The sequence below is a fragment of the Synechococcus sp. MIT S9507 genome (genome assembly GCF_047304715.1).
Lineage (GTDB): Bacteria > Cyanobacteriota > Cyanobacteriia > PCC-6307 > Cyanobiaceae > Synechococcus_C.
Genome location: NZ_CP138970.1, coordinates 1,387,452 through 1,401,837, shown reverse-complemented (window position 1 = coordinate 1,401,837; position 14,386 = coordinate 1,387,452). Strand labels below are relative to the sequence as shown.

Below are 14,386 nucleotides of genomic sequence, written 5' to 3'. Positions count from 1 at the left end.
ATGGCCATTCCCGTATGGCAACGGTTCCTGGGTCTGCTGGTGTACGTGCTGCCATGGAGCGATGCGATTCCCTTCGGCAGCCATCTGATGGGTCAGTTCCCCTGGATGCAGTGGCTCACGCTGCCTGCATTACCTCTGGTGCTGCTCGAACGGGGCATCCCTTTCGGAAATCTGCTGGTGTTCTTCCTGCTGTTCCTGGCTGTGGTGCGCAATCCCAACGTGCCTTACTTCCTTCGCTTCAACACGCTCCAGGCCCTGCTGGTGGACATCATCGTGGTGCTGCTCGGCTACGCATTCGCCATCCTGCTGCAACCTCTCAGCAGCGGTCTGATGCTGCGAACTTTTTCGAGCACGGTGGTGGTGGCGGTGCTGGCCGTGGTGATCTTCGCTTCGATCGAATGCATCCGCGGCAGAGAACCTGATCTGCCCGGATTGAGCCAGGCAGTCCGCATGCAGCTCTACTGAGACTGTCAACCCCAAGGGGATAGGCTGTTGGATCCGTCGCTCACGCTGTGAGCCTTCAGTCCCTGTCGGATCTGTCTCCATGACCCAGCAGCCTTACTACGAGACCATGTACATCCTTCGTCCGGACATTCCGGAAGAAGAGGTCGAGTCTCATCTCACCAAATACCGAGACATCCTGGTTGAAACCGGTGCTGATGTCCTGGACAACCAGATGCGCGGCAAGCGTCGTCTGGCCTATCCGATCGCAAAGCACAAGGAAGGCATTTATGTCCAGCTGAGTCACAACGGTGATGGGCAGCAGGTTGCTGTGCTTGAGAAAGCGATGCGCCTTAGCGAGGATGTCATTCGCTACCTCACCGTCAAGCAGGACGGCCCTTTGCCGGCTCCCCGCGTGGCTCCAGGCACTGAACCCGCAGCGCAGCCTGAAACAGCCGAAGCGACCGCCTGAGGCATAGGCATTGTTGAACTGCTGACCGGGCGATACCGTTCGGTCATGCAGTCTCAAAAGGCCGAGCATCAGGCACCGTTGCCTCTCTGGAACCCATCACCTGAGGTGATGGAAGCTGATCGAGAACACGAACAGCAAACCGATGCTCTGCGAGCGCGCATCGCTGAACTTGAGCAGATGATCGAGGGCTATGAGACCTTGCTGAGTGAGCTTCCAGAGCTGTTCGAGCGCAAATTTCAGCAACGCCTCGAACCACTGATGGAGCGTTACCGGCTGCTGGCCAGAGCACAGCAAATGCTGGGTGAACCTGCTCTGCCCCTGATTGAAGAGCCTTCACAACCGCTGAGCGACATCCCCATTCCGTTCCTGGAAGGTTGGCGCAACAGAAAAAACAGCCATGAACGGCAATCCGAACGGAACGCCGCCTGAGTTGATCCTCGGCTTCAGAGTGCTCAGCGACGTCGAGCTGCAGACCAGAGCCGGATCGGCAACCCCCAGATGTAGATAAAACCCTCTGCTGCGCGGTGATCGAATTGATCTTCGCTGCCATAGGAGGCCATCTCAGGAACGTAGAGGCTGCTGTCGCTGGATCTGCGTCCCGTAACGATGGCATTGCCCTTGTGCAGCCGAAGGCGGACCGTGCCATTCACGTGGGTCTGAGTGCGATCCATGAATCCATCCAGAGCTTCCTTGAGCGGTCCGAACCAGAGGCCCTGATACACCAGATCCGCCCACTGCATCTCCAGTTGTCGCTTGGTGCGAAGCACATCAGCAGCCAGTGTGAGGCTCTCGAGTTCCTGATGGCCCTGGATCAGCAGGAGCAAACCAGGAGTTTCATAGATCTCTCGGCTCTTGATGCCGACCACCCGGTTTTCGATCATGTCGAGCCTGCCGATGCCGTGCATTCCGGCCAGACGGTTGGCTTCACGGATCAGCTCAACCGGAGGCAGCCGAACGCCGTCAATGCTCACAGGGTTACCTGCCTCAAAGCCGATTTCAATCTCCTGAGGCTGAGAAGGCGCCGCATCCACGGACACGCTCATCGCAAACACCTCCTCCGGAGGCGCCACCATCGGATCCTCAAGCGGACCCGCCTCCACGCTGCGGCCCAACAGGTTGAGGTCGATTGAATAAGGAGATTTCTTGCTCACTGGAGCGGGGATCCCACAACGCTCGCCATAGGCGATGGTCTGCTCACGACTCATCCCCCATTCACGGGCAGGAGTGAGCACCTTCAGATCAGGAGCCAGAGCAGCAATCGCCACATCAAAGCGCACCTGATCGTTTCCCTTGCCGGTGCACCCATGAGCCACGGCATCGGCGCCAACCTCCCGCGCCACCTCCACCAAACGTCTGGCGATCAGCGGACGCGCCAGTGCTGTGGACAGCGGATACCGGCCCTCGTACAAAGCATTGGCTCGGATCGCTGGAAAAGCGAACTCCTCGATGAAGGGTTGAATCAGGTCACCAACCAGGGACTGACTGGCACCGGCGTCCAGGGCCTTGAGGCGAATCGGCTCCAGCTCATCGCCCTGACCGAGGTCTGCAGCGAAGGTGATCACCTCGTCGACACCCCACTCCTGCTTGAGATAGGGAATGCAGACACTGGTGTCCACACCTCCGGAATACGCGAGCACAACCTTCTTGGCGCGTCCCATCAAGCGGACTCCTGTTCTGTAACGGAACTATTCCGATTCTCCACTCCCGCGGGACGACCACAGCAACCATCCGGCCATCAGCCCTGAGGGCACAAACAGCAGAGCCAGAACAGGGAGGACACTGGGCTGCAGAGGTTGTGGGTGCTGCTGTCCCCAGAAGCGCAGCAGAGCACTGATCAGCAGTGAGATCCCCCAGACGGCAGCGAAGATCGACGCTTTCCTCAAAAGCTGGAGATGCGCAGTCTTCTATGATGGAGGATTGGCTCTGAAGATCTTGTCCTCAGATCTCACGGACTTGAGCGCCCTTGACAACGTCAATCCGGCCCTGACCCGCTACGGACGCAAAGAGCCTGCCCCGGTGCTGCCTCTTCGCGAAGAGCCTGATCTGCTGAGCTGGCTTGAAACCAGCGGCCGCCTGGTGGAGGACGAAGAGTCCAGTTCACCCGAAGTGAGCACGGTGGAAGAGGAGGAGCTCTCCGCTCTGATGGGAGAAAAAGAGGACTACAAGGCTGACGAAGAGAACGAAGAAAACTGGGAAGACTGATCTAAGGTCCCTGCGATTCGTCTTCGGGACTTGAGCGCTTCTGCGGACCGATCCAACCGTCACGACGGCCGTGCTCCAGCTGCTGTGTTGATCACGGTGGTGGTGATTGCGGCCTACACGTCAGACCGCTGGATTCCCAACAGCCTGATGAGCCTGCCACTGCTCGCAGCCACTCTTGTCTCTGCGGTTGTGACTTGGTGGGGAACACCACAACTGCGGGCTTTGAAAATGGGCCAGGTGATCCGGACCGAGGGGCCTCAGGCACATCAACGCAAATCCGGAACACCAACGATGGGTGGCCTTCTTGTGGTCCCGGTTGGAGTGATTGTGGGATGCCTGATCAGCTGGGAAGGACGCAGCGCGGATCAGTTGCTGGCTGTTGGTCTGGTCACACTGGCCTACATGGTGATTGGTGGCATCGATGATTGGAGCAGCCTGACCAAACGCACCAATACCGGCCTGAAACCCAGAGGAAAAATCCTGTTGCAAAGTGCAGCAGCCATGGTGTTTCTGGGCTGGTCGGCCTGGCAGGGATGGATCCCTGACGCGGTAAGTCTGCCCCTGGGGATGGTGATTCCTTTGGGCTGGCTGATCTGGCCACTGGGTCTGTTTGTCTTCCTCGCGGAAAGCAACGCCACCAATCTCACCGACGGGCTGGACGGCCTCGCCTCAGGCTGCGGGGCCCTCGTGTTCACAGGTCTGGGATTGCAGTTGATGTTGCGCGGCAACGAGGGTGACCCTGCACTGGCAGCGTTCTGCATGGCAATGGCCGGTTGCTGGCTCGGCTTTCTGATTCACAACCGCAACCCGGCACGGGTGTTTATGGGAGATACTGGGTCGCTGGCCATGGGGGCTTCACTGAGTGCCGTGGCGTTGCTGTCCAACAGCCTCTGGCCGCTGCTGGTGATGGGGGGCGTCTTTCTGGCTGAATCGCTGTCGGTGATCATCCAGGTGTGGGTGTTCAAAGCGACCAAAGGAGAGGATGGTGTGGGGCGCCGGGTGTTGCGAATGGCCCCGCTCCACCACCATTTCGAACTGGGTGGATCGCCAGAGCAGATCGTGGTGCCGATGTTCTGGCTTGCGACAGCTGGACTGGTCATTCTGGGTATTGTGCTTCGCCCCACCTGAGCCAGCCGACAATGAGTTACTTCACGTGGAAAGAGGCAGGTCTGACCGCCGACTGCGCCAGCCTTGAGTCGATGGCCTCCCGTTTCGAGGAAGCCGCCAGCCTGATGCGCCGCATGGCCGACAAGGGGTTCGTGCTGGAACAGCGCAATGGCGCGCAACACATCACCCACAAGGATGCTGAGATCTTCCAGTCGTGGGGGTTTGTGAACGAGGAACCAGCGGAGCGCCAACTAACCCTGATGCACGACCTCGAACCCTGAGGCTGATGGATCTCAGATTCTTGTGCGAAAGGCTCCAACCAACCAGACGATGACAAAGGCCAGCAGCGATGCACCCAGGTAGATCAGAGCCCATTTCTGCACTGTGGCGATCTCCCAGCCGAAGATCAGCCCATCAGCGGCATCTCCCGCCGTCGAGAATCCGACGGGAGTGAAGCTCAGTGATGGAAGCATCAGGCGTGGAGCGAGGATCAGTCCATGCTGCCCTGAAAAGGTCATGACGACGTTTCCCGCCACCGTGATGCTGCTGGGCAGTGGTGAACTGGGTAAAGAGGTGGCCATTGCAGCCCAGCGCCTGGGCTGCAGGGTGATCGCCTGCGATCGCTATGCGGGGGCACCGGCCATGCAGGTGGCAGATCAGGCGGAAGTGCTGCCGATGACCGAGCCTGAGGCACTGCTGGAGGTGGTGCGGCGCCACAGTCCCAGCGTGGTGATTCCAGAGATTGAAGCTCTAGCGGTGAATGCACTGGCCGAACTGGAGGAAGAGGGCATCACCGTGATCCCCACGGCCCGCGCCACTGCCGTCACGATGAACCGTGATCGAATCCGCAACCTGGCAGCAGCGGAGCTTGGGCTGCGCACCGCTCGCTTCGCCTATGCGGCCAGTGCCGAAGACCTGCACAACGCTGCAGCACCGTTGGGGTGGCCGGTGGTTGTGAAACCGGTGATGAGCTCGTCCGGGAAGGGGCAGAGCGTGGTGAACGACGCCGAAGGGCTTGATCAGGCCTGGGAGGCGGCCATGGTTAACGCGCGTGGCACCTCCAACCAGGTGATCGTGGAAGAGTTTCTGCGTTTTGATCAGGAGATCACACTGCTCACCATCCGCCAGCGAGACGGATCCACCCTGTTCTGTCCGCCGATCGGACATGAACAGGCCAATGGTGACTATCAATGCAGCTGGCAGCCCGCTCAACTGAGCGAAGAGCAGTTGCAACAGGCGCAGACGATGGCCCGCACGGTGACAGACAACCTGGGAGGGGCCGGTCTTTTCGGAGTGGAGTTCTTTCTCTGCGGGGGCGAGGTGATTTTTTCAGAGCTGTCCCCTCGTCCCCATGACACGGGTCTGGTCACTCTGATCAGCCAGAACCTGAGTGAGTTTGAACTGCATCTGAGGGCTGTGCTTGGTTTGCCGATCCCCACGATCCGTTGTGCCACAGCGGCTGCCAGCAGAGTGATCCTTGCGGACCGCCATGGCAGCCAGGTCAGCTTCAGCGGCCTGGAGTCAGCCCTGAGCGAATCAGACACCAAAGTGTTGTTGTTCGGAAAAGCGGAGGCCCGCCCAGGCCGGAGGATGGGTGTGGCTCTGGCTTGCGGAGACCACCGAGCTGATGCTCAGGCCAAGGCCGATCGCAGCGCTGGTGCTGTGACGCTTCAGATCGAGGGCTAATCCAGACGGGACTTTGCACTGAGGAAGCGGTAGTGCTGAAGACCTTCCAAGACGCCCATCAGACACGACCGATTGGCGAAATAAACCCGTTGTTGATGGCGACAGCCATCGAGACATGGGTCATGGTCGGCAGTCACCACAGCAGCGGGCAGACCTTGGACCAGCTCCACATCCCCCTGCTGACTGGCCACCACCAGAATGTGTTCCAGAGGCAATCCCCAGCGCAGTGAAAGGAAGCGAATCGCCTCGCTCAGAGAAGCCCGCATCGGAAGCACATCAAGGAACCAGTGACAGCGCAATTGGGGCCTTGCAGGCAGGCTGCTCTGACGCAAACGTTGGCGGATCAGAGGCAACACGGAAGGGCCCGGTTGCTCGAGCAGATAACTGATCTTGAACGGGCCCTGGTGCTCGGGTTTCTGCAGTTTGATGTGATCTCCAAGATCGGACAGGGTCCGCTCCACTAAGTCGCGTTGCCAATCAACGCTGATCTGAGCCTGCCAGAAGCGATCCGTCTGCTCCTCCTGGCCGTAGTGAATCTGAGTGCCCGCCTGGGTGATCCAGACCTGCGGATCAGGAAGATGAAGCTCTGCAAAACGCTGCCGGGCCGCACTGAGAGGCCGTCCAGTGGTGATGCCGAAGCCTCTACTGGCAGCTTGAGCGGACGGCGCCATCAGCTGTTGACGCAGAGTCTGCAGTGCCTTGTCCTCCGGCTGCTCAAGACTGCTGTCGAGATCCAGCAGCAGCAGACGGGAGCCGAATGGACTGAGGCCGGAGGGCGTGGCGAGCAGCTGTGAAGAAACCGTCCGCGTGCTCGAACGCTTGAGGCGCTCCTGCATCTGAGCCAGATAACCGCAGACATGGGCATCCCAGCTGTAGTAGCGACTGACAGCTTCCACGCCGTTATCACTCCAGCGACGCCAGCGCTCGCCATCAGCGCCAGCTCGCTCCAAGCCATCCTGGAGCGATTCCCGGTCGGTCACATCCACGAGCAGGCCATTGTCACAACGGCTGAGGATTTCCCGGGGGCCGCCATCATCCGTGGCGACCATTGGCAGGCCCGACGACGCAGCCTCCAGCAGCGTGAGGCCGAACGGTTCGGTGAGTGCGGGATTCACGAACAAACCGCGCTGGGCCGCGGCCCAGCGGTATACGGCCGGGACCTGATCGCGACGATGGTGCTTGGGATAGGCCACGGAGCCGTAGAGGTCGTAGCGGTCCACCTGATCAAAGATCTGCTGAAACACCTCCCGCTGCTGACGCTCCATCTGGCGGGAATCGTCGCGATTGCCGAGCACGAGAACCAGATTGTGGCGTTGACGAAGCACAGCGGATCGACCGAAAGCTTCAACGAGCGCAGGAATGTTTTTGCGCCGATCTGCACGACAGATGGCCAGCAGAGGTGGACGCTCAGGCTCCCTCAGAAAAGAGCTCAGCAGACCGGACACCTCGCTGAGCTCCTCCGCGTTGCGGTGTGGATGAAAACGTTGGCTGTCGACGCCTGGCGGCACAACCTGGGCGCGATCCGGATTGAAACATCCGTAACGGGCGTATTGCTCATCGCGCTCCTGCCGCGTGCTGGTGATCACTAGATCGGCATGGGCAAGAGCCAGTTCCTCTGCATCAATGCGCCGACTGATCGAATAATTCTGCTCGATCTGTTCATGGTCTCCTCCTGCCGCAAGCAGGCGTCGCAATTTCTCACGCCCCAGGGAGTGACCCGTGAAAGCGAGTGGAATTCCCAGACGGCGACTGACCAGAGCCCCCACATAGCCGGCATCTGCGTAATGGGCATGGATCCAGTCGGGCCTGTTGTGCTCCACCCGGTAATGACGAACCAGTTGATCAGCCAGCTCATCAAGATGGGGCCAGAGTTGCTCCTTGCGCAGATACCTGCGTGGCCCGAAGCTGAAACGGCGGATCGATGCAGCAGGTGCAATCGGTTCGTGCGCTCTTGAATAGTCGAGAGAAACCCGGCGGTCCTGAATCAGACGCGTGACAACCTCGACCTGGGCCACCTCGGCACGGTTGGCAAGGCTTCGTGCCAGCTCCAAAACGTAGAGGGTCTGGCCTCCGGTATCTGCATCACGGCCAAGCTCCAGATCCTGCGAACGGAACAAGCCATGGAGATGAAGTTGCAGCAGCTTCAGTCCCACTAGACCTCCAACACATTCAGGAACAGGTCCTGGTGTCCGATTAAGGATTAGGTGATGTGGAGATTCAAAAAGATAAAAACAATCTGACAAATGAATCTGCAGAGATTGAAAGCACGTGCAAATCCCCTGGCTTTAAAAGGATTTAAAAGAGACGAGCGCTACAAATTGAGATTGATTTTGATATAGATATGCAAACAAAAAAAATTGGATCAGAACATTTCCATAGCGTAAAGAATTTTCATAATTGACCGGTGACATCCATCAGCGGCACGCGTCGATTGCCCCATCCACCGGCACTGAAGCTGAGGGAATCGGTGATGCCCAGGTGATCATTGATCCAGGCAAGGATCAGAGGTCCCAGCACAGATGGTTCTTTGGCATCCACCGGAGCCCAGAGGTTGAAGTGATCACCACCTGATGCCAGAACAATGCGATGGCCATTGGCCAGAGGTTGACCGTTGCGCAACGGAACAACCGCTTCAGGATCCGAGGGGACAACCCAATCGCGGGTTCCACTCACAAGCAAAACCTTGGCATGCATTGAAGGACCACTGGATTCATCAAACAGCAGGCGCAGTGGAGGACTGACCACAACCGCGGTTCGAACTCTCATGTCACCCAGAGATCCCTGATCAGCACCTTTCAACCAGCTGCACTGAAGAACCCAGCTCAGGTTGCGGTCTGGATCACGAGGATTGCGGCAGCGTGAACTCAGCTTCCGGCTCGTGGTCTTCAGACCGCCCAGCTGCAGAGCTGCAGTGGCACCCCAGGAATGACCGACAACAGCCACTGAATCGGTTTGAACAGAAGAACCAGAGAGCAGGATGCCAGCTTCGACCGCATCGATCACGGCGGTGACATCCATGGGACGCAAACGAAGTTCGTCCGATGCCGGTGGGGGCTTTTTGCCCTTGAGCATTGAATTTTGCTGCTTTGCATTACTGCCTGGGTGGTCAGGCAGCAGCACGAAGTATCCATGGGCAGCAAGCAGATGGGCCCAGCCCTCGTAACTGGAGGGTTCATCCCAGAGCCCGTGGGAGATCACCACCAGTCGACCGTTAGGCCTTGCGGTGGGAGAAATAACAGTGACCTCCAGAGGCTGCGGACGATGCTGAATCGCAACGGAACGTTGTTGGCGCGTCCAACCTGATGCAGCGGCATCAACGATGGTTGATGCAACAGGCTTGGCTGCAGTGCCCCTCTGCACCAGCGCCTTTGCATCGTCTTGGTTGTCGCTGAGCCTTTTGGCATAGGCAGCGAGCACCTGGAGATTGATCGAGATCTCATCACCAGGGACATGACGCAGAAATCCCAGCAGATGGGGCTCATCATCCCGATAGGCCGCGATCAGAGCCTCCGACACCATGCGCCCGCTGGTGTCGACAGGGAGACCCTTGACCTGAATCAGTTCTGAGGCTGCCAGAAGCAGCTGCTCAAACAGAGGGTGCCCAAGGGACTGGAGAACGATGCTGCTGGTCTCTTCAGGAAGAGGAGCAGTCAACAGTGATTCGATCAGCTTCTGCACCGATCCTTCCCCTGCCCAATCCAGCTCCCGAAGATCCGGATTGGAATCGATCAACTCCCGTGCGTTGGTGGCCTGAGTCAAATCCAGGCTGATGCTCTCATCGAGCAAGGGCAAAGTGAAGGTGAGACGCTCAACTGCTGCCACTGGTTGAGCGACCAGCAGCGAAGCCGCAGCTGCAACAAGCCCATGAAAGCGGAAACACGGGTAGGACGTCATGCCGCCAGAGGAACCGTCTGAGGGGGATGCTGCTCCAGAACCCGGGCGAGATAGCGACCGGTGTGACTGGTTGGATGCTGGGCCACCTCTTCCGGCGTTCCGCAGGCCACCAACTGTCCGCCGCGATCACCACCTTCTGGACCAAGATCAATCAACCAGTCGGAACAACGAATCACATCAAGGTTGTGCTCGATACAGATGATGGAATTGCCCTTGTCGACAAGACGCTGCATCACATCCATCAGTTTGTGCACGTCATAGAAACTCAGGCCGGTGGTGGGCTCATCAATCAAATAAAGCGTCTTACCGGTGGCCCTGCGAGAAAGCTCCGTCGCCAGCTTCACCCGTTGCGCCTCACCCCCGGAAAGCGTGGGTGCAGGCTGACCCAGCTTCACGTAACCAAGACCCACATCCACGAGGGTCCGCAGTCGGTCAGCCGCCTGCGGAATGGCTGAAAACACCTCGGCGGCCTGCTCAACGGTCATCTCCAGAACGTCAGCAATGGTGTGGCCCCTGTAGGTGACCTGAAGGGTTTCACGATTGAATCGTGCGCCCTTGCATACATCGCACTGCACGTAGACATCCGGCAGGAAGTTCATTTCGATCACATTGACTCCCTGACCACGGCAAGCTTCACAGCGTCCGCCCTTGACGTTGAAACTGAACTGACCCACCTGATAGCCACGAGCCTTGGCTTCAACGGTGGCTGCAAACACCTGACGAATCGGATCAAACGCACCGGTATAGGTGGCGGGATTGGAGCGGGGGGTCCTGCCGATCGGTGACTGGTCAATCACGATCACCTTGTCGATCGACTTGAGACCACGCATCTCCCCGAGACCGTGGGGGAAGGGCACTTTGTGACCAAGTCCATGCTCGAGCGCAGGGTGAAGCAACTCATTCACAAGAGTGCTCTTGCCACTGCCGCTCACCCCGGTGATGGAAACCAGACGACCAAGCGGAAACTCAACGCTCAGGTCCTTGAGATTGTTGCGATTGCAATTGAGCAGCTTGAGGCTGCGAGTCCCCGCCGAACGGCGTTCAGCAGGGGTGGGAATGCTTCGCTCACCACTGAGATAAGCACCGGTAACCGAGTCCGCTGCATTCAGGAGGTCGTCAAGAGATCCCTCCGCCACGATGTGGCCTCCGTGCACTCCGGCTCCAGGACCGATATCCACCACGTGATCGGCGGCGCGAATGGTGTCCTCATCGTGTTCCACAACCACCAGGGTGTTTCCAAGATCACGGAGGCGCTCGAGAGTGGCCAGCAGACGATCATTGTCCCGTTGGTGTAAACCGATGCTCGGTTCATCGAGCACGTAGAGCACTCCGGTAAGACCGGCTCCGATCTGAGTCGCCAGACGGATGCGCTGCGCTTCTCCACCTGAAAGAGTCATCGCCGGCCGATCAAGGCTCAGATAGTCCAAACCCACATCCAGCAGAAAACGCAAGCGCATGCGGATCTCCCGCAACACGAGGTCTCCGATCTGCATCTGACGGTTCGTCAGCAGTGGCGCACTGCTCTCGAATGCGCCGACACCCATCAACTGCTCAATCCGATCAAGGGTCTGGCCCACGCTCACGGCAGTCAGATCGGTGATCCGAAAACAGCCCATTCGCACAGCCAGTGCCTCGGGGCGAAGTCGTTTGCCGGCACAGCTGGAGCAGGGAACCAGCTCCAGAAATTTCTCAAGCTTTTGACGCTGGGCCTCGCCGCTGGCATCACGCAACTGCCGCTCAAGAATCGGCAGGATTCCTTCGAAAGGGCGCTGATATCCAGCACTGCCCTTGCGGTAGCGGCTATCGGCCTGAATCAGGATCGGTTCGCGACTGCCGTTGAGCAACACGTCCTGCTGCTCTTCAGTGAGTTCCTTCCAGGGAGTCTTGATTTCGAAGCCGAAGGCCTCCCCAACGGAATAGAGCAGGGAGAAGTAATAGGAATTGTCTTTCTCGGCCCAGGGAGCAACTGCGGCGTAAACGGGCAGTGAGGGATCCGGAACAACCCGCTCTGCAGTGAACTTGCGCAGGTGACCGATTCCATGGCACGCCTCACAGGCCCCGTAAGGACTGTTGAACGAAAACAATCTCGGAGACAGCTCCTCCATGATCGCCCCATGCTCGGGGCAGGCGAAATTCTCGGAAAACAAGCGCTCGCGGTCGACACCCTCTGGAAGTTGCTCATCCTTTTTGGGCACGACCTCAACAATGGCCAACCCATCTCCGCGTTTCAGAGCCGTACGCAGAGAATCGGTGAGTCTTTCCTGGATTCCCTCGCGAGCAACAAGCCTGTCGACAACGACCTCGATGTTGTGGCTCTGGTTCTTGTCGAGTTCAATGTTGTCCGCCAGTTCGCGCACTTCTCCGTCAATCCGCACACGGGCAAAACCCTCAGCGGCCAGACCGCTGATCAATTTGGTGTGGGTGCCCTTCTTGCCACGCACAACCGGAGCAAGCAGTTGATAGCGGGTTGATTCAGGCAGGGTGAGGATCTGATCAACCATTTCATCAATGGTCTGCGGGCGAATCGGACGATCACACCTCGGACAGTGCGGATCGCCCGCCCGCCCAAACAACAAGCGCAGATAATCCTGGATCTCCGTGACGGTTCCGACTGTGGAACGAGGGTTGTGACTGGTGGATTTCTGATCAATCGAGATCGCCGGGGAAAGCCCTTCAATGGCATCAACATCGGGCTTGTCGACCTGACCTAAGAACTGACGGGCGTAGGCGGAAAGACTTTCGACATAGCGACGTTGCCCTTCAGCGAAGATCGTGTCAAAAGCCAGAGAGCTTTTACCGCTGCCGCTCACACCGGTGAACACCACCATCTTGTTGCGGGGGATGGTGAGATCGACGTTCTTGAGGTTGTGCTGCCGAGCTCCTCGAACGCGGATCACGTTCTCGTCGGATTCAGCAGTCAGCTTCACTGGCTCCGCCAGAGACGGGGCCTTGGATTTGGGAGCTGCGCGCCCCATACGGCTGAATCTCAGGGATCGCAGATTCTACTGAGATCGGATGATGGTCATGACGCTTTCTGATCCGACGGGCTGGCTACGTAGACGCCCGCTTCACAAAAGTCCAGACCCGACAACACTCACTGTCGCTGCTGAGTGTCCCGCAGATGGGACACTCTTGACGGTGCTCAGATCGACAACACTTGGCTGACCTTGAAACGCTGATCCACAGCCATGACATCAAAACCACTCAAGGCGGCCCTATTGTTAACTGACTTCACAAAAACTCCCCCTAAAAATCGCCGTGTATATCAATTTGCGTATGCTTTTTAGCATTAAAACCTTCATGCAACCGCAGAAGGAATCACCAATTCTGCAGCGTTAAAAGCATTACAACCGAATTTGCAGAAGCAAAAACGGAAAACTTCACTGATCAGCAGATAGACATAATAACTTAAATTCATATAAATACTTTTCGTGATGCAACCTTTAATAGCAGTCAGAGACGTTTAAGTACAAGCCATGTTGAATAATAATCCAACATGCATGGGTGACCACTCTTCTCCAAAAAAGACAGAGCTTTGAGGATAAGCTTGACTTCCCTGAAGCTATATCGTCGAAACGAAGGCGTTGATCCAATACTTGAAAAATGCCTTAAATAATCGGATGGCTGCTTAATCACAACTGAATCATTATCCTGGCCACAGGAAACAACCTGATAACAGGTCGACAACCTTGCAATTGCATTAGCCCCAATCAATTCTTCGGAATCAAACAATTTCAAAGATTTATCTTTTAAACCAACCAACATATGCGACCTTCTCAACCATTCAAAACTTCTTGAATCTGGAAAGCTAATCACCAAAAGATCACCTTTGTTTAATAAATTGATCCAGATTTTGATCAAAACATCAAGTGGATTTTTACTCCACTGAAGAAGATAACTGCTGATTACAACTCTTCTGCCAAGTGACTGCCCATGCTTCTGGTAAAAACCTGTCCATTTGGAGTCAAATGCATCCGTCAATACACATTTTGGTTCAACATTAAAGATTTCTCGAATGCTTTTTGATGCGACATCAAGCATCAAGGTTTCTTGATCGACCAATACACACTCAGCCGGGAATACAATATTTTTATCTCTAAATTTATTGAGTAATTGCTTTACCGCGAGGGCTGTACCGCAGCCAATATCGATGATTGAACTGATTGATTTTAAGTCATCCGTCTCCATGATTTGTCCAACCAAACGACTTGCAGCTCGTCCCTGGGGCAAGGCGTGGCTCTCATAGTCTTTTGCCGCCTTAGCAAATGTTGGTTGATACATTTACCAAACAACAGTTATTGAAATCATAAGACAACAGCACAGTCCAGCATTATCAATGCTGGATTAAAATAATGCCATGTGTTCATCGATTTTTTATCAGCTATCTGAAAATATGACAATAAAACTCCAGATCAAATCAGCTTAAAAAGACTTTCGAGATTAATTTCTTTCAACAAATCATTTCCTAGTGCGAGGGAGGTTGGGATCAACCTCCTAAGACTGGCGCCAAGCATCTGGAACTTGAATCACACCTGCTGACATCAAGTCATGAGTTGCATCGACTCTGTCACAAACGGGATCATG

14 protein-coding genes are annotated in these 14,386 nt (G+C 56.7%); 7 read left to right on the top strand and 7 right to left on the bottom strand.

Annotated features, from left to right (window positions below; genetic code table 11):
- The 3 genes from SIB83_RS07360 (at nt 1) to SIB83_RS07350 (ending at nt 1,342) form a co-directional block, all read left to right on the top strand.
- Nucleotides 1–465 carry a Tic20 family protein gene (locus SIB83_RS07360; RefSeq protein WP_413404675.1) on the top strand — a complete coding sequence of 155 codons (465 nt, stop codon included), beginning with the start codon at nt 1–3 and terminating at the stop codon, nt 463–465.
- Nucleotides 466–544: 79 nt separating this feature from the next.
- On the top strand, nt 545–913 hold the full coding sequence (rpsF, locus tag SIB83_RS07355) for a 30S ribosomal protein S6 (protein ID WP_413404673.1): 369 nt from the start codon (nt 545–547) through the stop codon (nt 911–913).
- A 45-nt stretch (nt 914–958) separates the two neighbouring features.
- Nucleotides 959–1,342 (top strand): hypothetical protein, encoded by a 384-nt coding sequence (locus tag SIB83_RS07350; protein WP_413747235.1) that lies wholly within the window; start codon nt 959–961, stop codon nt 1,340–1,342.
- A gap of 23 nt (nt 1,343–1,365) precedes the next feature.
- Here SIB83_RS07350 and SIB83_RS07345 read toward each other — a convergent pair whose 3' ends face one another.
- On the bottom strand, nt 1,366–2,571 hold the full coding sequence (locus SIB83_RS07345) for an argininosuccinate synthase (protein WP_413404670.1): 1,206 nt from the start codon (nt 2,569–2,571) through the stop codon (nt 1,366–1,368).
- Between the two features lie 27 nt (nt 2,572–2,598).
- Complete coding sequence (locus tag SIB83_RS07340) at nt 2,599–2,796, bottom strand: hypothetical protein (RefSeq protein ID WP_413747234.1); 198 nt, start codon at nt 2,794–2,796, stop codon at nt 2,599–2,601.
- A 70-nt stretch (nt 2,797–2,866) separates the two neighbouring features.
- On the opposite strand from SIB83_RS07340, the gene SIB83_RS07335 reads away from it, so the two are divergent.
- From SIB83_RS07335 to SIB83_RS07325, 3 genes are all read left to right on the top strand, one after another.
- Nucleotides 2,867–3,115: a DUF3134 domain-containing protein gene (locus SIB83_RS07335; protein ID WP_413404666.1), complete on the top strand. Its 249-nt coding sequence runs from the start codon at nt 2,867–2,869 to the stop codon at nt 3,113–3,115.
- Between the two features lie 84 nt (nt 3,116–3,199).
- The gene (gene mraY, locus SIB83_RS07330; protein WP_413747321.1) at nt 3,200–4,243 is read left to right on the top strand and encodes a phospho-N-acetylmuramoyl-pentapeptide-transferase; all 1,044 of its coding nucleotides are present in this window, start codon (nt 3,200–3,202) and stop codon (nt 4,241–4,243) included.
- An 11-nt stretch (nt 4,244–4,254) separates the two neighbouring features.
- A complete protein-coding gene (locus tag SIB83_RS07325) occupies nt 4,255–4,503 on the top strand; it encodes a hypothetical protein (RefSeq protein ID WP_413404664.1) in 249 nt (82 codons plus the stop codon).
- A 12-nt stretch (nt 4,504–4,515) separates the two neighbouring features.
- Here the strand turns inward: SIB83_RS07325 and SIB83_RS07320 are convergent, their stop codons facing one another.
- Complete coding sequence (locus SIB83_RS07320) at nt 4,516–4,740, bottom strand: cytochrome B6 (RefSeq protein ID WP_413404662.1); 225 nt, start codon at nt 4,738–4,740, stop codon at nt 4,516–4,518.
- On the opposite strand from SIB83_RS07320, the gene purT reads away from it, so the two are divergent.
- A complete protein-coding gene (purT, locus tag SIB83_RS07315) occupies nt 4,739–5,908 on the top strand; it encodes a formate-dependent phosphoribosylglycinamide formyltransferase (protein ID WP_413747233.1) in 1,170 nt (389 codons plus the stop codon). The genes SIB83_RS07320 and purT overlap by 2 nt on opposite strands.
- Here the strand turns inward: purT and SIB83_RS07310 are convergent.
- The 4 genes from SIB83_RS07310 to SIB83_RS07295 form a co-directional block, all read right to left on the bottom strand.
- On the bottom strand, nt 5,905–8,061 hold the full coding sequence (locus tag SIB83_RS07310; protein ID WP_413747232.1) for an HAD family hydrolase: 2,157 nt from the start codon (nt 8,059–8,061) through the stop codon (nt 5,905–5,907). The two genes, purT and SIB83_RS07310, sit on opposite strands and share 4 nt — an antisense overlap.
- 238 nt (nt 8,062–8,299) lie before the next feature.
- Nucleotides 8,300–9,802, bottom strand: coding sequence for an alpha/beta fold hydrolase (locus tag SIB83_RS07305; RefSeq protein ID WP_413404656.1), 1,503 nt, complete (start codon nt 9,800–9,802; stop codon nt 8,300–8,302).
- Nucleotides 9,799–12,777: an excinuclease ABC subunit UvrA gene (gene uvrA / locus SIB83_RS07300; protein WP_413404654.1), complete on the bottom strand. Its 2,979-nt coding sequence runs from the start codon at nt 12,775–12,777 to the stop codon at nt 9,799–9,801. Before uvrA ends, SIB83_RS07305 begins: the two co-directional genes overlap by 4 nt.
- A 478-nt stretch (nt 12,778–13,255) precedes the next feature.
- On the bottom strand, nt 13,256–14,083 hold the full coding sequence (locus SIB83_RS07295) for a hypothetical protein (RefSeq protein WP_413747231.1): 828 nt from the start codon (nt 14,081–14,083) through the stop codon (nt 13,256–13,258).
- Between the last annotated feature and the right edge of the window lie 303 nt (nt 14,084–14,386).